This window comes from Vreelandella stevensii S18214, from assembly GCF_000275725.1.
In the GTDB taxonomy this organism is placed as follows: domain Bacteria; phylum Pseudomonadota; class Gammaproteobacteria; order Pseudomonadales; family Halomonadaceae; genus Vreelandella; species Vreelandella stevensii.
Genome location: NZ_AJTS01000052.1, coordinates 28,110 through 44,746 on the forward strand (window position 1 = coordinate 28,110; position 16,637 = coordinate 44,746).

The 16,637-nt window shown below is 59.4% G+C and carries 14 protein-coding genes and 3 tRNA genes; 13 read left to right on the forward strand and 4 right to left on the reverse strand.

Features of this window, described 5'->3' with window-relative positions; all coding sequences use genetic code 11:
• The first annotated feature begins 91 nt into the window (after positions 1–91).
• The 3 genes from HSS18214_RS0117375 to HSS18214_RS0117385 all read left to right on the forward strand — a co-directional run bounded on the left by HSS18214_RS0117375 (position 92) and on the right by HSS18214_RS0117385 (position 4,973).
• Positions 92–2,014, forward strand: coding sequence for a PrkA family serine protein kinase (locus tag HSS18214_RS0117375; RefSeq protein WP_016916546.1), 1,923 nt, complete (start codon positions 92–94; stop codon positions 2,012–2,014).
• 80 nt (positions 2,015–2,094) lie between these two features.
• Positions 2,095–3,387: a YeaH/YhbH family protein gene (locus HSS18214_RS0117380; protein WP_016916547.1), complete on the forward strand. Its 1,293-nt coding sequence runs from the start codon at positions 2,095–2,097 to the stop codon at positions 3,385–3,387.
• Positions 3,388–3,407: 20 nt separating this feature from the next.
• Complete coding sequence (locus HSS18214_RS0117385) at positions 3,408–4,973, forward strand: SpoVR family protein (RefSeq protein ID WP_016916548.1); 1,566 nt, start codon at positions 3,408–3,410, stop codon at positions 4,971–4,973.
• A gap of 37 nt (positions 4,974–5,010) precedes the next feature.
• On the opposite strand, the gene HSS18214_RS0117390 is transcribed toward HSS18214_RS0117385, so the two are convergent.
• Complete coding sequence (locus HSS18214_RS0117390; protein ID WP_016916549.1) at positions 5,011–5,325, reverse strand: high-potential iron-sulfur protein; 315 nt, start codon at positions 5,323–5,325, stop codon at positions 5,011–5,013.
• 258 nt (positions 5,326–5,583) lie between these two features.
• On the opposite strand from HSS18214_RS0117390, the gene HSS18214_RS0117395 reads away from it, so the two are divergent.
• Both HSS18214_RS0117395 and HSS18214_RS0117400 read left to right on the forward strand, forming a co-directional pair.
• Positions 5,584–5,859, forward strand: coding sequence for an Lrp/AsnC family transcriptional regulator (locus HSS18214_RS0117395; protein WP_026002022.1), 276 nt, complete (start codon positions 5,584–5,586; stop codon positions 5,857–5,859).
• 226 nt (positions 5,860–6,085) lie between these two features.
• A complete protein-coding gene (locus tag HSS18214_RS0117400) occupies positions 6,086–6,949 on the forward strand; it encodes a DNA/RNA non-specific endonuclease (RefSeq protein ID WP_230478394.1) in 864 nt (287 codons plus the stop codon).
• Positions 6,950–7,241: 292 nt separating this feature from the next.
• On the opposite strand, the gene HSS18214_RS0117405 is transcribed toward HSS18214_RS0117400, so the two are convergent.
• The 3 genes from HSS18214_RS0117405 to HSS18214_RS0117415 form a co-directional block, all read right to left on the reverse strand.
• Positions 7,242–7,328 (reverse strand) — tRNA-Leu (locus HSS18214_RS0117405).
• A gap of 64 nt (positions 7,329–7,392) precedes the next feature.
• Positions 7,393–7,479: transfer RNA gene (locus HSS18214_RS0117410), tRNA-Leu, on the reverse strand.
• A gap of 85 nt (positions 7,480–7,564) precedes the next feature.
• Positions 7,565–7,651 (reverse strand) — tRNA-Leu (locus HSS18214_RS0117415).
• A 270-nt stretch (positions 7,652–7,921) separates the two neighbouring features.
• Here HSS18214_RS0117415 and rnr point away from each other — a divergent pair.
• The 8 genes from rnr (at position 7,922) to HSS18214_RS0117455 (ending at position 16,601) form a co-directional block, all read left to right on the forward strand.
• Positions 7,922–10,321, forward strand: coding sequence for a ribonuclease R (gene rnr / locus HSS18214_RS0117420; RefSeq protein ID WP_016916552.1), 2,400 nt, complete (start codon positions 7,922–7,924; stop codon positions 10,319–10,321).
• A 2-nt stretch (positions 10,322–10,323) separates the two neighbouring features.
• On the forward strand, positions 10,324–11,148 hold the full coding sequence (gene rlmB, locus HSS18214_RS0117425) for a 23S rRNA (guanosine(2251)-2'-O)-methyltransferase RlmB (protein ID WP_026002024.1): 825 nt from the start codon (positions 10,324–10,326) through the stop codon (positions 11,146–11,148).
• A 196-nt stretch (positions 11,149–11,344) separates the two neighbouring features.
• A complete protein-coding gene (rpsF, locus tag HSS18214_RS0117430) occupies positions 11,345–11,722 on the forward strand; it encodes a 30S ribosomal protein S6 (RefSeq protein WP_016916554.1) in 378 nt (125 codons plus the stop codon).
• Between the two features lie 33 nt (positions 11,723–11,755).
• Positions 11,756–11,983 (forward strand): 30S ribosomal protein S18, encoded by a 228-nt coding sequence (gene rpsR / locus HSS18214_RS0117435; protein ID WP_009097135.1) that lies wholly within the window; start codon positions 11,756–11,758, stop codon positions 11,981–11,983.
• 12 nt (positions 11,984–11,995) lie between these two features.
• Positions 11,996–12,847, forward strand: coding sequence for a hypothetical protein (locus tag HSS18214_RS0117440; protein WP_026002025.1), 852 nt, complete (start codon positions 11,996–11,998; stop codon positions 12,845–12,847).
• A gap of 15 nt (positions 12,848–12,862) precedes the next feature.
• Complete coding sequence (gene rplI / locus HSS18214_RS0117445) at positions 12,863–13,309, forward strand: 50S ribosomal protein L9 (RefSeq protein WP_016916556.1); 447 nt, start codon at positions 12,863–12,865, stop codon at positions 13,307–13,309.
• Between the two features lie 217 nt (positions 13,310–13,526).
• Positions 13,527–16,181: a replicative DNA helicase gene (locus tag HSS18214_RS0117450; RefSeq protein ID WP_272942922.1), complete on the forward strand. Its 2,655-nt coding sequence runs from the start codon at positions 13,527–13,529 to the stop codon at positions 16,179–16,181.
• A gap of 126 nt (positions 16,182–16,307) precedes the next feature.
• The gene (locus tag HSS18214_RS0117455) at positions 16,308–16,601 is read left to right on the forward strand and encodes a hypothetical protein (RefSeq protein WP_016916558.1); all 294 of its coding nucleotides are present in this window, start codon (positions 16,308–16,310) and stop codon (positions 16,599–16,601) included.
• Positions 16,602–16,637 lie beyond the last annotated feature (36 nt).

Below are 16,637 nucleotides of genomic sequence, written 5' to 3' on the forward strand. Positions count from 1 at the left end.
ACTACGCTGATAGAGCGACACTTCGCACGGCAGGCGGCCTGGGGGTTTGGGTCAGGCGATGGCTGCCGGGGATGGGCCACAGGAGAGTTCCATGAGCATCTTTGATCACGTTCAAGACCGTTTTGCCCGCGTTCAGCAAGAGGACATGAGCCTGGAGGAGTATCTGGCGCTATGCCGCCGTGATCCCAAGGTGTATGCCAGCGCCGCCGAGCGCATGCTGGAAGCCATAGGCGAGCCTGAGGTGATCGACACGGCGAAAGACCCGCGTCTGTCACGTATCTTTTCCAACAAGGTGATTCGCCGTTACCCCGCGTTTGCCGAATTTCACGGCATGGAAGAGGCCATCGAGCAGATCGTGGCCTACTTCCGCCACGCCGCCCAGGGCCTGGAAGAGCGCAAGCAGATTCTCTACCTGCTGGGGCCGGTGGGCGGCGGTAAATCGTCGCTGGCCGAGCGTTTGAAGCTGCTCATGGAGCGTATCCCGTTTTACGCCATCAAGGGCTCGCCGGTGTACGAATCCCCGCTGGGGCTGTTTTCACCGGAAGAGGACGGCAAGCTGCTGGAGCAGGAGTACGGTATTGCCAGCCGCTACTTGCGCAGCGTCATGTCACCCTGGGCCGCCAAGCGCTTGAAGGAGTACGGTGGTGATATCTCCCAATTCCGCGTGGTGCGGCTCTATCCGTCGCGCTTGAACCAGATCGCCATCTCCAAGACCGAGCCCGGTGACGAGAACAACCAGGATATCTCCTCGCTGGTGGGCAAGGTGGATATCCGCCAGCTGGAGCTCTACTCCCAGGACGACCCGGACGCCTACAGCTTCTCGGGCGGGCTGTGCCGCGCCAACCAGGGCCTGATGGAGTTCGTGGAGATGTTCAAGGCACCCATCAAGGTGCTGCATCCGCTGCTGACCGCCACCCAGGAGGGGAACTACAACCCCACCGAAGGCATGGGCGCGATCCCCTTCGATGGCGTCATTCTGGCCCACTCCAACGAATCCGAATGGCAGGCCTTCCGCAACAACCGCAATAACGAGGCGTTCCTCGACCGTGTGTACATCGTCAAGGTGCCTTACTGCCTGCGCGTCTCCGAAGAGATCAAGATCTACCAGAAACTGCTGGAAGACTCGTCCCTGAACGCCGCGCCTTGCGCCCCGGATACGCTGCGCATGCTGGCCCAGTTCTCCGTGCTGTCCCGGCTGAAAGTGCCCGAAAACTCCAGTATCTACTCCAAGATGCGGGTCTATGACGGCGACAACCTCAAGGATACCGATCCCCGCGCCAAGTCCATCCAGGAGTACCGCGACGCGGCAGGCGTCGATGAAGGCATGCAGGGGCTGTCTACCCGCTTTGCCTTCAAGATCCTTTCGCGGGTGTTCAACTTCGACAGCCAGGAAGTGGCAGCCAACCCGGTCCATCTGCTGTACGTGCTGGAGCAGGCGCTGGAGCGGGAGCAGCTGCCATCGGAGGTGTTCGAGCGCTACCTGGGCTTCATCAAGGAGTTTCTGGCCCCGCGTTACGTGGATTTCATCGGCAAGGAGATTCAGACCGCGTACCTGGAGTCCTACAGCGAGTATGGTCAGAACATTTTCGACCGCTATGTGACCTATGCCGACTTCTGGATTCAGGATCAGGAGTACCGCGACCCCGAAACCGGCGAGCTGTTGAACCGCCAGTCGCTGAACGAAGAGCTGGAGAAGATCGAAAAACCGGCCGGGATCTCCAATCCCAAGGACTTCCGTAATGAAGTGGTCAACTTCGTGCTGCGGGCGCGGGCGCAGAACAACGGCATGAACCCTAGCTGGCAGTCCTACGAGAAGCTCAAGGGCGTCATCGAGCACAAGATGTTTGCCAATACCGAGGAGCTTTTGCCGGTCATCTCGTTCAACGCCAAGGCATCCAGGTCCGATCAGAAGAAACACGAGGATTTCGTGGCGCGCATGGTGGACCGCGGCTATACCGAAAAGCAGGTGCGGTTGCTTTCCGAGTGGTATCTGCGCGTTCGCAAGTCCCAGTAGCCAGCCGGTTACGGGGGTGAACCTCACGATGGGCGGGCGCGAATGTTCAGCGCTCCCGCCTGAGGCATCAAGGAGGTCGAATGACCTACTTCATTGATCGCAGACCTAACGCCAAGCACAAGAGCGCGGTCAATCGGCAGCGCTTTCTGGAGCGTTACCGCAAGCATATCAAGCGTTCGGTCGAGGAAGCCGTGAACCGTCGCTCCATCACCGACATGGAGCGCGGCGAGAAAATCTCGATTCCAACCAGGGATATCTCCGAGCCGGTGTTCCAGCACGGCAGCGGCGGCGCCCGCACCATCGTTTCCCCCGGCAACAAGGAGTTTCTGCAGGGGGACAAGATTCGTCGCCCCGGTGGGCAGGGCGGCGGCGGTGGCGGCGCGGGAGAAGGCGGGGCGGCCAACCAGGGGGAGGGCAACGACGAGTTTGCCTTCACCCTCAGCCGCGAGGAGTTTCTGGAATTCGTCTTCGACGGTCTGGAGCTGCCACACTTGCAGCGCAAGCCCTTGAAGTCGCTGGAAGAGATCAAGATGGTGCGGGCCGGGCTGGCCCGTGACGGCGTGCCTTCGCGCATCAGCATTACCCGCTCCATGCGCGAAGCCTACGCCCGCCGCATTGCCATGCGCGCCCCCATCAAACGGGCCTTGAAAGAGGCCGAAGAGGCGCTGGCGGCGGAAGAGCGCAAGGACCCCGTGCTGCGCAACCCGGCCCGGGTGGCGCAGCTCAAGGCCGAGGTGGAGCGGCTGGAGAAGCGCATCGAGGCGATTCCGTTCATCGATACCTACGACCTGCGCTATCACCAACTTGCCGCCCAGCCACAGCCCTCGAGCCAGGCGGTGATGTTTTGCGTGATGGACGTTTCCGGCTCGATGACCCAGAACCACAAGGATATCGCCAAGCGGTTTTTCCTGCTGCTCTACCTGTTTCTGGAGAAGCACTACGAAAAGGTCGAGCTGGTGTTCGTGCGCCACCATACTGCCGCTCGGGAGGTCAACGAGGAGGAGTTCTTCTACTCCCGCGAAACCGGCGGAACCATCGTCTCCAGCGCGCTGACGCTGGTAAACAGGATCATCGAAAAGCGCTACCCGGCAGGCCAGTGGAATCTATACGTGGCCCAGGCCTCCGACGGCGACAACTGGGACGATGACTCCAATATCTGCCGCGACTTGCTGGTCAAGCAGCTGATGCCGCAGCTGCAGTATTACGCCTACGTGGAGATCACTCCCCATGATCATCAGTCGCTGTGGCATGAGTATGAAACCGTGGCTGCCCAGTTTCCCGAGCGTTTTGCCATGCGCCAGATCGTCAATACCGGGGATATCTATCCCGTCTTCCGTGAGTTGTTCAAGCGCCGCTTGAGCCAGGAGCGCTAGCGCGCGTTAAGGAGTGGGCCATGAGTGTCGACCGCAACCCCATCGCGACGGGTTCCGACTGGAACTTCGGGATTCTGGAGCGCTTTGACGAAGCGCTGGCGCGGCTGGCTGACGAGTATCGGCTGGATACCTATCCCAATCAGATAGAAGTGATCACCACTGAGCAGATGATGGATGCCTACGCCAGCGTGGGGATGCCGGTGGGCTATCACCACTGGTCGTTTGGCAAGCAGTTTCTGGCCGTGGAACAGGCCTACAAGCGGGGCCAGATGGGCCTGGCCTACGAGTTGGTGATCAACTCCAACCCCTGTATCGCTTACCTGATGGAGGAGAACACGTTGATGATGCAGGTGCTGGTGATTGCCCACGCCTGCTACGGCCATAACTCCTTCTTCAAGGGCAACTACCTGTTTCGTACCTGGACCGATGCCGAGTCCATCGTCGATTATCTGGTATTTGCCCGCAAGTACATCGCCCAGTGCGAAGAGCGCCACGGTTCCCACGCCGTGGAGCAACTGCTGGATGCCTGCCACGCCCTGCAGAACTACGGGGTCGACCGTTACAAGCGGCCTTCGCCCATGTCGGCCGAGGAGGAGGCCAGGCGCCAGGAGGAGCGAGAGGCCTACCTGCAAACCCAGGTCAACATGCTCTGGCGTACCATTCCCGAGCCGCCGACGGGTGCTGTGCCGCTACCCGGGGCGTTGCACAGCGACGATGACCCGCTAGGGCTGCACAGTGGCGGGCGCTACCCCTCGGAGCCCCAGGAGAACCTGCTCTACTTCATCGAGAAGAACGCGCCGCTGTTGGCCCCCTGGCAGCGGGAGATCGTGCGCATCGTGCGCAAGCTGGCGCAGTACTTCTACCCTCAGCGGCAAACCCAGGTAATGAATGAGGGCTGGGCGTGCTTCTGGCACTACACCCTGATGAATCGGCTCTATGACGAGGGCAAGGTGGACGAAGGGCTGATGCTGGAGTTTCTGCAGTCCCACGCGGCGGTCATCAATCAGCCTGGGTTCGATAGCCCTTACTACAGCGGCCTGAACCCCTACGCGCTGGGCTTTGCGATGTTCATGGATATCAAGCGTATCTGCGAAGACCCCACCGCCGAAGATCGCGAATGGTTTCCGGACATTGCCGGCAGCCCCTGGCGAGCCACGCTGGAGTTCGCCATGCGTAACTTCAAGGACGAGTCGTTCATTCAGCAGTTTCTATCACCCAAGGTGATGCGTGACCTGAAGCTGTTCATGATCGTCGACGACGACCAGTCGGAAATGTTGGAAGTGGCGGCGATTCATGACGAACGGGGGTATCGGCGGGTGCGCGAAGCGCTATCGACCCAGTATGCGCTATCGGTACGCGAGCCCAATATTCAAGTGGTGGAGGCCGACATTCGGGGGGATCGTTCCCTGACACTGCATCACGTTCAGGACCATCGTCGTCCGCTGGCCAGAAGCGTGTATCCGGTGATTCGTCACCTTCAGCAGCTGTGGGGGTTTCCGGTGCACCTGGTGTCGCTGGACGAAGGGCGGGTGACTCGCCGCTACCAGTGGCCGGTAGAAGAAGAAAACAAGGAAAGCCATCCCTGAAAACAGTGACCCCGCGGCGAGCGCGGGGTCCAGGGCATCAGCCTTGTGCGGTCCAGGACTGGCACCAGCCGTCCGGCTCGACACTGCTTTCCGGGAACAGCTGGCAGCCTTCGGTGCCTTCCACAAAAAACATGCAGTTGGAGCACAGTTCACCCTCTTCGAAAGCCGGGTGGTCGCTGGCGTCGCTGGCATTTTCAACGTAGTTCAGTGCCTGGGCCGTCGGTGAGGACGGGTCCAGACGGGGCAGCTCCTGAGCAAAAGCAGTTTTCGACAGGATACCCGCACCAAACGGCAGGGCAGCAAGCCCCAGCACGCTGTTACGCATGAACTTACGACGGCTCTGATTAGCCATGGTGTCTCCTTATCGTCACGGTCTGACGGTGTGCTACGGTGATCGGGTGGTGGGCCACCTCTATAAAACTCCGACAGCGAAACGCTGCTGGAGATCTCTAGTACATGCTAGCGCAAGCGTAAAATTAGTGCGAATAACCTTATGAAAAGCGCGACAATTGACCACGCTGGCCGGCAAGGCTTGGCCCCGCCGGGCAGGCTGCTATACTCGCTGCGTCGTGCAGTATTCATCTTACCGCCACTCATTTGCGAGGACGCCATGCAAAGCGCAGTCATCCTGATCAATACCGAAAAAGGCCAGATCAAGGCCGTGGCCGAACGCCTGGCCGATGTGGAAGGTATCAGTGAGGTGTACTCCACCTGCGGCCGTTACGATCTGGTGGCCATTGCGCGCACCCGCGATTTCGAAAGTCTGGCCGAGCTGGTGACCGAGCGGTTGAATGCCGTGGAAGGCATCAGCGATACCGAGACGCTGAACGCCATGCAGGTTCACTCACGCCATGACCTGGAAACCATGTTTTCCGTTGGTTGGTAACGCCCCGGCTTTGCAAAGCCAATGAAGCGAATGATGAAACGCCGCTGAGAGGGTGTTTACAAATGTCACGAGCGACGGCCAGGCAAGGCGAAATCAGCCGAAAAAGCGGAGTTTACGGGCTGTAAATGAGCATTTTGAGGTTGATTTCAACGCCGCATGGCCAAGCGCAGTAGTTTGAAAACACCCTCTGATAAGGCGTCTTGAAAGATAGCAGGGGAGTCCTCCGTTGGCTAAATCACTTTTGCGCTGGCGTCGTCAAGGGCGACGCCTGGGCATTGCCGTGCTGTTCGTGCTGGTCGGTACGGGCTTGTGGGAGTATCAAGGGCGCCAGCACCAGCAGGCTTATACCTGGATGGGCGTACCCACCTGGGAAACATTGCACCCTACCAGCCTGCACCGTGTACTGCGTAACGATGGCTTTTTAGTGGGGTGGTCGGATGTACGGGTGGGGGCCTTGTGGGTCAGCTACCAGGTAGAGGCCGTGCCTGAGGATATGCGCATTGGGCCCAGGCCCAATTTTCAGCCAGACTGGCGCATGCTGTGGCCGGTGAGTACCGATAGCTATTCCGGCAGCGGCTACGACAGAGGACATCTGGCGCCCAACTACGCCATTGCTGCCGTGCATGGGCGCAGCGCGCAGGTGGACACGTTCTTGATGAGCAACATGCTGCCCCAGCGGCCGAATCTGAATCGCCAGCTCTGGCAGCGGCTCGAAGCCTCCGTCATGGATCACTTTGCGCCGCGTTTCGAGCGCTTGCAGGTGATTACCGGGCCGGTCTACCCCGAGCGCTTCATGGATAACGTCTTCAACCGCGTGGGCTGGGTGGAAATACCCGAAGCCTTTTACAAGATCATCGTGGCACCCCATGATGAGGCGCCCCTGGCGCTGGCGTTCATCATGCCCCAGGACGTGCAGGGCAATGAGCCGCTAAACGACTACCTGGTGACCATCGATGAGATCGAAGCCCGCACGGGGCTGAACTTCTTCCCGAATCTCTCACCCCAGCTTGAAGCCGTGCTGGAAGGCGAGCTGCGTACCCAGGGGTGGGCGCTGGAGGAGGTATCTCGTCGCCCAGGCCGGTTCCAGTAGTACGATACGCTGCATGCTGGCAGGCCAAGGCGTTGCCCTGGCCTGCCGCTTGAGCGCAGATACGGCAATGCTCGAACGGCATGGGCTCGATATACATGAAATAGACAGGCAGAAGAGAAGGCAGGCAGAAGAGAAATAGTGGGGAAGAAAAAGTATCAGAGCAAAAGGGTATCAGAGAATAGAAGCATACAGATGAGAGTGCGCCAAAACAGGGCGACTAATGAGGGGCAGTAAACAGATAGAAATGCATCAGAGGGGCTAATACGAAAGCAGGAGCGATACGGGGCATCAATGGTGCCCAGGAGAGGACTTGAACCTCCACGTCCGTACGGACACTAGCACCTGAAGCTAGCGCGTCTACCAATTCCGCCACCTGGGCGTATCGACTCTTTCACTGCGGTACTGCTTTCACAATACATTCGGCCATTACGTCAGTGTTCGCATGGTGCCCAGGAGAGGACTTGAACCTCCACGACCATGCGGTCACTAGCACCTGAAGCTAGCGCGTCTACCAATTCCGCCACCTGGGCGAACACAAACGTACTGCCTTTCTTTCACTGCTTTGCTTGCCGCCGCACCGTGCTGATTCATGAAAGGGGATAACATGAAACAGTTTGGTGCCCAGAAGAGGACTTGAACCTCCACGACCATACGGTCACTAGCACCTGAAGCTAGCGCGTCTACCAATTCCGCCATCTGGGCAAGTGGCGCGTATAATACCGAGGCTGTGGCTAAATGCAAGCCCTCGGGTGATTTTTTTAATGTAAAAAACCGGGGTTTGCAGCGCCAAGTGGTTGGGTGATTGAACGGGCGGCGCTATACTGCGCCCATGACCAAACAAAACATGACTTATTTCAACTCATCGTTAGTTGAACACGACGCCCTTCGAGGCGCACATGCCTTTCGCCCGCAGTGCACGCTGCCCGCGCTTTTTGTTCGCCTCCCGCAACCGTTATCAAGGATGTTGATCGCATGAAGTACTGGACGTTGAGTGATGATCCGCACGCCGAGCGCGAGGCGAAGAATTACGATAACCCGGCTCCTAGCCGTGAATACCTGTTGGCTGCCCTGGAAAGCTATGGCAAGCCGATTACCCATGAAAACATGAGCCGCATGCTGGGCATCGAAGATGAAGACCATCTGGAAGCGGTGCGTCGGCGTATGGCGGCCATGGAGCGCGACGGCCAGGTGCTGCGCGACCGCCGAGGCGCCTATGCCCTGATCGACAAGCTCGACCTGATCAAGGGCAAGGTGCTGGGCCATCGGGATGGATTTGGCTTCGTGCTGCGTGATGACGGCAAGAAGCCGGACCTGCTGCTGCCGCCTCGTCAGATGCGTCGCGTCTTCCACGGAGACCATGTACTGGTGCGCGTCAGTGGGCGAGACCGTCGCGGTCGAGAGGAAGCCACGATCGCCGAAGTGATTGCCCGCAATACCGAGACCATAGTGGGCGTATACCGCAGCAATACGCCGGAATTCGGGATTCTCATTCCCGAAAATCCGCGGATTACCCAGGAGGTGATCATCCCGCACACCGCCAGCGGTGGTGCCAAGGATGGTCAGGTGATCTCAGCCAGGATCGTCCAGCAGCCCGCCACTCGGGTTCAGCCAGTGGGTGAAGTGATCGAAGTGCTGGGGGAGCGTATGGACCCCGGCATGGAAATCGACATCGCCATCCGCAGCTACGACATTCCCGCCGAGTTTCCGCCAGAGGTATTGGATCAGATCAGTGAAATCTCCGCTGAAGTGCTGGAAGCCGACAAGCAGCACCGCGTCGATCTGCGCGACCTGCCGCTGGTGACCATCGACGACGAGTCCGCCAAGGATTTCGACGATGCGGTGTGTGCCTGGAAGACCAAGTCCGGTAGCTGGAAGCTGGTCGTCGCGATTGCCGACGTTTCTCATTATGTGCGCCCTGGTACCGCGCTGGATAACGAAGCGCGCACCCGCGGCAACTCGGTCTACTTCCCGGGGCAAGTGGTGCCCATGCTGCCCGAGCTGCTTTCCAACGGTCTTTGTTCATTGAATCCGCACGTCGACCGGCTGGTGATGGTGTGCGAAATGAATATTTCCAGGACCGGTGCCATCAGCCGCTACTCCTTCTATGAAGCCGTGATGAATTCCCATGCCCGACTCACCTATAACAAGGTGGCGGCCATGCTGGACGGCGAGAGTGAAGAAGGGGAGGCGCTGCGTCGGGAGCACGCCGAGCTGGTCAAGCCGCTCAAGAACCTGCATGAGCTGTATGGCCTGCTGCGCGCTGCCCGGGAAGAGCGTGGGGCGATCGACTTCGATACCACGGAAACGGCGATCATCTTCAATGAAGAGCGCAAGATCGAGAAGATCGTGCCGCGCAGCCGTAACGATGCCCATAAGCTGATCGAGGAGTGCATGCTGGCCGCCAACGTGGCGACGGCGCGTTTCCTCGACAAGCACGACCTGCCAGCGCTGTATCGTATCCACGAGCGTCCAACGCCTGAGCGGCTCGACAAGCTGCGCCTGTTCCTGAGTGAGCTGGGGCTTTCGTTGGGTGGTGGCGACGAGCCGACGCCTCAGGATTATCAGGCGCTACGGGAGGCGATTGCCGACCGCCCGGATGCTGACATCATCCAGACCGTGATGCTGCGCTCGATGAATCAGGCAGTCTATTCGCCGCAGAACGAGGGGCACTTCGGCCTTGCTTACCAGGCCTACGCTCACTTCACGTCGCCCATTCGTCGCTATCCTGACCTGCTGGTGCACCGTGCCATTCGCTCGGTGATTCGCGGGCCGCGCCAGACCGCTACCGTGGTGCGGGTAGAGGGCGCGCCGGTGGATCCGCCGAGCAAGTGGTGCCCTTATACCTTCGAGCAGATGCTGGAGCTAGGCGAGCACTGCTCCATGACCGAGCGGCGGGCCGACGAAGCCACCCGTGACGTGGAGAGCTGGCTCAAGTGCGAGTTCATGTCGGACAAGCTGGGTGAAACCTTTGAGGGCACCATCGCCTCGGTGACCCAGTTCGGGCTCTTCGTGCGTCTCGATGACTTCTTCGTGGAAGGGCTGGTGCACGTCACGTCGCTGCCTTCCGACTACTACCACTACGAAGCCGAGAAGCATCGTCTCAAGGGTGAGCGCACCGGCACCACCTATCGCCTGGGGGATGGCCTGACCGTGCAAGTGGCGCGGGTGGACATGGATGATCGCAAGATCGACTTCGGTCTTGCCGATGACAAGCCGCGCCCACAGCGTCAGCCGCGCAAGCGTCGTAGTGAAAGCTCTGGTGAAAAAGGCGCTGGAGCAGGAGCAAAGGCGGCTGCCGGTGAGCAGCCCGCCCGTCGTGGCCCGCGCCGTACGCGCAGCGGGTCGCGTAAACCATCTTCGAAAAAGGGTTGAGCATGAAATCGGCGTCGTCTCGACGTAGCCCGCGCCCGGCTACCCGCACTCCTGTCCGTACGCCTGATGGCCTGGATCACGTCTATGGTGTGCATGCCCTGGAGAGCCTGCTGGCACGGGGCGAGTCGCCCAGGGAGCTGTGGGTGCAGCAGGGCGCAGGCCAGCGTTTGCAAACGCTGGTGGCCGATGCCCGAGCCAGTGGTGCGGCGGTCAAGGAGCAGTCGCGTGACGTGCTCGACCAGTTGACCCAGGGGGCGGCGCATCAGGGGGTGGTTGCCTTCTGTGCACCCTTGACGGCAGAAGGAGAGGAATCCTTGTGGCTCAAGCTCCGCGCCTGGCCGTCGGATACGCCCCCCTTGCTGCTGGTGCTGGATGGCGTCACCGACGTGCATAACTTTGGTGCGTGCCTGCGCAGTGCTGATGCCTCGGGTGCCCATGGAGTGATCGTAGCCAAGGACAAGGCGGCGCCGCTCAACGCCACGGTCAGAAAAGTCGCCTGTGGTGCCGCAGAGGTGGTGCCGGTCTATCAGGTCACCAATCTGGCGCGCACGCTGGCCAGGCTCAAGGAAGAGGGCGTGTGGATCACCGGCACCGCCGGTGAAGCACAGGCCAGCGTATTCGATATCGACTTCACCGGCCCGACCGCGCTGGTGATGGGGGCCGAAGGCAAGGGGTTGCGCCGGTTGACGCGGGAAGCGTGTGATCATCTGGCCAAGCTGCCCATGGCAGGGCAGGTATCTAGCCTGAATGTCTCGGTGGCTGCCGGAATCTGTCTGTTTGAAGCGGTGCGTCAGCGGCAGCTTGCAAGTAAGCCTCCGTCCCACTAGAATGCTTGCGCCCGTTTATACATAAGCGGGCGTTCGTATAGGTAACCCCTCTACGACACTGGTTTTATCTGCTTGATGTTCTTTTCAGCCATACGTGGCTTGCCAAGGGCATTTCAGTCAACTCCTTGCTTCCCAGTCGCTGCCAGAGCATATGCTCCGGCACACTCAGGAAGCTGCCAAACCGCAAGGAGATTCCATGCGTCATTATGAAATCGTGTTCATGGTCCACCCGGATCAGAGCGAGCAAGTACCGGCAATGGTCGAGCGCTACACCAGCATCGTCACCGAAAGCGGCGGTACTGTGCATCGTCTGGAAGATTGGGGCCGTCGTCACCTGGCTTACCCGATCAACAAGATCCACAAAGCCCACTACGTGCTGATGAACGTTGAGTGCACCGGCGAGACTCTCGAAGAAATCGAGAACATCTTCCGCTTCAACGACGCCATCATCCGCAGCCTGGTTGTGCGCTGCAAGGAAGCCGTTACCGAAGCTTCTCCGATGATGAAGCCGGCAGAAGAAAAGCGTCCGCGTCGCGAAGAAAAGCCGCGCGCTGAAGCTGAAGAAACTGCCTGATTCTATCCACTGCACGTTTTAAGGAGCTAGTCCATGGCACGTTTTTTCCGTCGCCGCAAGTTTTGCCGCTTCACTGCTGAAGGCGTCAAGCAGATCGACTACAAAGATCTCGACACGCTGAAGGCTTACATCACGGAAACCGGCAAGATCGTTCCGAGCCGTATCACCGGCACCAAAGCACGCTATCAGCGTCAGCTGGCGACCGCTATCAAGCGTTCACGCTACCTGGCACTGCTGCCCTACTCCGATAGCCATCAGTAAGCGTTTAACGTGATGCTGGCACTGGCAAGATGGCTGATGCGCGGAACGCCCTATGCCGTAGGCGGGGCGGCCCTGGCATCGCTGGTGCCCTGGCTGTTTTGGCTGGGTGCCGCCATTGCCGCACTGGTGACCTTGCGCAAGGGGTTCGCTCCTGCGCTGCCGGTCATCATCGCCGCTGCTCTGCCTGCCGGTTTCTGGTGGGCACAAGGTGACGTGATACCACTGGCCAGCGTTCTGCTGGTCACGCTGATGTCCGTCATCCTGCGCGAGCGGATGCGCTGGAGCGAAGCCTTGATCGTGGGCACATTGGCTGCCGCCGTCATGGTTCAGCTGGGCATTTTCAGCCCGCCAGGGGGAACGCAGCTCATGCTGGAGCAGCTGCGGGAGAGCTCTGCGGAGATCGACCGTATGCTCACCGAGTTTGCCAACCAGGGCGTCGACACGACGGCCTTGGCTGCCATGGTTATCGGTGGTGTGACGGGCTTGGTCGTATTGCTGGCCGCCATTATCTGTCTGGCGCTGGCCCGCAGCTGGCAAGCCGGGCTGTATAACCCCGGTGGCTTTCGCGCAGAGTTTCATGCGTTGCGCCTGAGCCCCCGTGAGCTTGTCGTTCTGGTGGTGCTGGGGGTGGCAGGCATGGCGCTTGGTGCGCAGGCGCTGGCGATGCTGTGCTGGGTTCCGCTGCTGATTGCCGGTATTGCGTTGGTGCATGGTTTTATTGGAATAAAGGGGATGAACGGGCTGTGGCTGGTGGCATTTTATGTGCTGCTGATCACGACCTGGCCCACGATTCTCATTGTGCTGCTGTTGGGGCTGATCGATACATTTGCGAACGTTCGCGCACGCCTTGCCCGCAGCAACTGACAAGAGGTTTACGAGATGGAAGTCATTCTGCTCGACAAGATTGGTAAGCTGGGCGGCCTGGGTGACAAGGTCACTGTCAAGCCTGGTTATGGTCGTAACTACCTGGTGCCTTACGGCTTAGCCGTACCGGCCACCAAGGACAACATCGAAGCGTTCGAAGCGCAGCGTGCCGAACTCGAAGCGCAAGCCGCTGAGCGTAAGGCGGAAGCCCAGGCGCGTGCCGAGCAACTCAACGACATCGAACTGTCGTTGGTGTCCAAGGCAGGCGACGAAGGCAAGCTGTTCGGCTCTATCGGTCCTCGTGACCTGGCCGACGCGATCTCCTCTGCGGGAATCGACGTCGCCAAGAGCGAAGTACGTATGCCGCAAGGCCCGATTCGTCAAACTGGCGAATACGACATCGACCTCCACCTGCATGCAGAAGTGGACGCCGTTGTACGCGTGGTCGTTGTCGCCGAGTAATCATACTCGCCAACGCTGACGCCTCAAAGGGCGCGGGTTCTCCCGCGCCCTTTGTCTTTTTAGACCCTTTGTCTTTTTAGACCCTTTGTCTTTTTAGGCCCTGTGGCTCTTTTGGCAAAGGGCGACACAGCAGGCTTATAAAGCCCTCACTTTACGCGGGGGCCAGTGGTGTTATCCGAGCCGCACGGCTAAGATAAGCGCCGTTGGCTATCGGGTAATTGTTAAGGAGCTCGCAATGCAGGACCAGCCTTCTGCTGATCAGGAAACGGCAGCGTTAAAACTGCCACCGCATTCATTGGAAGCGGAGCAGTCGGTGTTAGGCGGGCTCATGCTGGACAACCAGGCGTGGGACAACGTCTCCGAGCGTCTGGTGGCTGACGATTTTTACCGCTATGAACATCGGCTGGTGTTCAATGTGATGACGCATCTGGCCGAGTCGGGCCAGCCGCTGGACGTCGTGACCCTTTCCGAAGCGCTGGAAGCCCGCGACCAGCTGGATACGGTGGGCGGACTGAGTTTCCTGGCCGAGCTGGCGCGCAACACGCCTTCGGCCAGCAACATACGCGCCTATGCCGATATCGTCCGTGAGCGTGCCACGCTGCGTAAGCTCATCCGGGCGGCCAACCAGATTGCCGAAGGGGCTTTTTCGCCTCAGGGCAGGCCCGCCGACGAGCTGCTCAACGAGGCCGAGCGGCTGGTGTTCCAGATTGCCGAAGAGCGGCCCAAGACCGGTGGCCCCATTGGCATGAGTGACCTGCTCACCAAGGCCGTGGATCGAATCGATGAGCTGTTCAACCTGAAAGGGGAAATGACCGGCCTTTCCACCGGCTTCCGGGATCTGGATGAGATGACTTCGGGCCTGCAGCCTTCCGATCTGGTCATCATTGCCGGACGCCCCTCGATGGGCAAGACCACCTTCGCCATGAACCTGGTCGAGCATGCGGTCATTTCCAGCGACAAGCCGGTGATGGTGTTTTCCATGGAGATGCCCGCCGAATCGCTGATGCTGCGTGTGCTCTCGTCATTGGGGCGTATCGATCAGACCCGCGTGCGTTCGGGGCAGTTGGAAGACGAAGATTGGCCGCGGCTGACCTCGGCGGTGAACCTGCTGAAAGACAAGCAGCTTTTCATCGATGACACGGCGGCCCTGTCACCCAATGAGATGCGCTCACGGTTACGCCGGGTGGTGCGTGAGCACGGCAATATTGCCCTGATCATGATCGACTATCTGCAGCTGATGCAGATTCCTGGCTTTAACGAAAACCGCACGGGCGAGATTTCGGAAATTTCGCGTTCGCTGAAAGGCCTGGCCAAGGAGTTCCAGTGCCCGGTGGTGGCGCTTTCCCAGCTGAACCGCTCGCTGGAGCAGCGTCCCAACAAGCGTCCGGTCATGTCGGATTTGCGTGAGTGTGTCACGGGAGACACGCGGGTGATGCTGGCAACCGGAGAGCGGTTGCCGATTGGTGATCTGGTCGGGCAAACGCCGGACGTCATATCGCTGGGTGAAGATGGCAAGCTGCGCCGCTCGACGACGGATTTGGTGTGGTCAGTGGGCACCAAGCCAGTATTCGAGATTTGTTTGGCTAGTGGGCGGCGTATACGTGCAACAGCCAGGCATCGATTGAAAGCGCTATGGGATTGGAAAACGGTGGCCGAGCTCAAGGTGGGGGATCGTATCGCCTTGGCCAGGCAGTTAGCGCAGCCTGAGCATCCGGTCGTGTGGGAGGAGCATGCGCTTATCCTGCTGGCCCATTTGCTGGGTGACGGCAGCTATGTCAAAGGGCAGCCGCTGCGCTATACCACCGCTAGTGAAGCGAATAGCGACGTTGTGAAGCGCTGCGCAGAGCAGTTTGGCTCGACGGTGACTCGCCATGCGGGACGCGGCAACTGGCATCAACTCGTCATTGCTGGCAATGGCAATCGCTGGCACGCCCAGGGAGTGGGCGCCTGGTTGAAATCGCTGGGTATCTTTGGGCAGCGCTCTGCAGAAAAATATATTCCAGGTGACATCTTCAGGCTGTCCAATCAGCAGCTCGCGCTGTTCATGCGTCATTTGTGGGCCACCGACGGCAGCATTACGACAGATGAAAATGGGCGCACACGCGTCTATTTTTCTACGGTTAGCCGTCGGCTTATCGATGATGTCAGTGCTCTGCTGCTACGTTTCGGTATTGTGACCCGAATCCGCCATGTCGTGTCAGGAGAGGGGAGTGGTTGGTATACCGCCGACGTGTCGGGAAGCGATCAACAGCAGCGCTTTGCACAGAAAATTGGGGCTTTTGGGCATCAGGTGGCGTCGTTAGCACCGCTGAAAGCGGCATCCGTCGTGGCGAACACCAATATCGATACCTTGCCCAAGGAGGTGTTCGAGCATGTCAAGCAGGCCATGCTTGCTAAAGGCGTGAGTCACCGGAAAATGGCTGCAATGCGTGGCACATCTTATGGTGGCTCGTCCCATTTTAGCTTTGCTCCTTCCCGAGAAACCCTTGGCAGCTATGCAGATGCGCTGGGCGATGTGGCTTTGACACAGATTGCCTCCAGCGATCTCTTTTGGGACCAAATCGTCGAGATACGCCCTTGCGGTGAAGAAGAGGTCTTCGATTTGACCGTCCCCGGTGACGCGTGCTGGCTAGCAGATGGCATCGTGAGCCATAACTCGGGCGCGATCGAGCAGGATGCAGACGTCATTGCCTTCGTGTATCGCGACGAAGTGTATAACCGCGATAACCCGGACAACCAGGGGCTGGCCGAGCTGATCATTGGTAAACAGCGTAATGGTCCCATCGGGACGGTACACCTGGCCTTCATAGGCAAATACACGCGCTTCGAAGACCTGGCGCCGGATAGTTACGGTGAAGCCTTCGGCGATTGACTTGAGGCTGAGGGGGGAGCACGTATAATGCGCTCCCCGTTGGCTGAGTCGTCTGGGTAACCCTCACTGGAAGGGCGGGATGAGAAGCGTGGGTCAATCGCATTGGTAGATAGACAGGAGTAACGCATGGCAGGTGGTTTTAGGCGCGGTAACCGTAAGCGGCTTCCCAAGCTGGAAGGTCGGGGTGAGCTCCAGTCGTTAGAGCGTGAAGGTCCCTTCAAGGAGTGGCTGGGCATGCCCGACCTTTACCGCTACCACCTGGTAGTGGAAGGGGAGCCGTACAGCTACCAGACAGAAGATGCGGAATTACCGGTCACCATTGGCGACAAGGTCGTGTTTCGTTACAAGGAAACCAAAGGGGGCAACTGGATCGATCGCAACTCGCTTGGCAAGGCCATCGACCCCTCGGAATATCAGTAATACGACACACATCTTGACGTTTCGGTCAGGAACTCT

What these genes read in the sequence shown, in the direction of transcription:
- rlmB (WP_026002024.1), top strand. Translation starts at nt 10,324, where the DNA reads ATGAAATCGGCGTCGTCTCGACGTAGCCCGCGCCCGGCTACCCGCACT.
- HSS18214_RS0117385 (WP_016916548.1), top strand. Translation starts at nt 3,408, where the DNA reads ATGAGTGTCGACCGCAACCCCATCGCGACGGGTTCCGACTGGAACTTC.
- rnr (WP_016916552.1), top strand. Translation starts at nt 7,922, where the DNA reads ATGAAGTACTGGACGTTGAGTGATGATCCGCACGCCGAGCGCGAGGCG.
- HSS18214_RS0117440 (WP_026002025.1), top strand. Translation starts at nt 11,996, where the DNA reads ATGCTGGCACTGGCAAGATGGCTGATGCGCGGAACGCCCTATGCCGTA.
- rplI (WP_016916556.1), top strand. Translation starts at nt 12,863, where the DNA reads ATGGAAGTCATTCTGCTCGACAAGATTGGTAAGCTGGGCGGCCTGGGT.
- rpsR (WP_009097135.1), top strand. Translation starts at nt 11,756, where the DNA reads ATGGCACGTTTTTTCCGTCGCCGCAAGTTTTGCCGCTTCACTGCTGAA.
- HSS18214_RS0117380 (WP_016916547.1), top strand. Translation starts at nt 2,095, where the DNA reads ATGACCTACTTCATTGATCGCAGACCTAACGCCAAGCACAAGAGCGCG.
- HSS18214_RS0117390 (WP_016916549.1), bottom strand. Translation starts at nt 5,325, where the DNA reads ATGGCTAATCAGAGCCGTCGTAAGTTCATGCGTAACAGCGTGCTGGGG.
- HSS18214_RS0117375 (WP_016916546.1), top strand. Translation starts at nt 92, where the DNA reads ATGAGCATCTTTGATCACGTTCAAGACCGTTTTGCCCGCGTTCAGCAA.
- HSS18214_RS0117395 (WP_026002022.1), top strand. Translation starts at nt 5,584, where the DNA reads ATGCAAAGCGCAGTCATCCTGATCAATACCGAAAAAGGCCAGATCAAG.
- HSS18214_RS0117455 (WP_016916558.1), top strand. Translation starts at nt 16,308, where the DNA reads ATGGCAGGTGGTTTTAGGCGCGGTAACCGTAAGCGGCTTCCCAAGCTG.
- rpsF (WP_016916554.1), top strand. Translation starts at nt 11,345, where the DNA reads ATGCGTCATTATGAAATCGTGTTCATGGTCCACCCGGATCAGAGCGAG.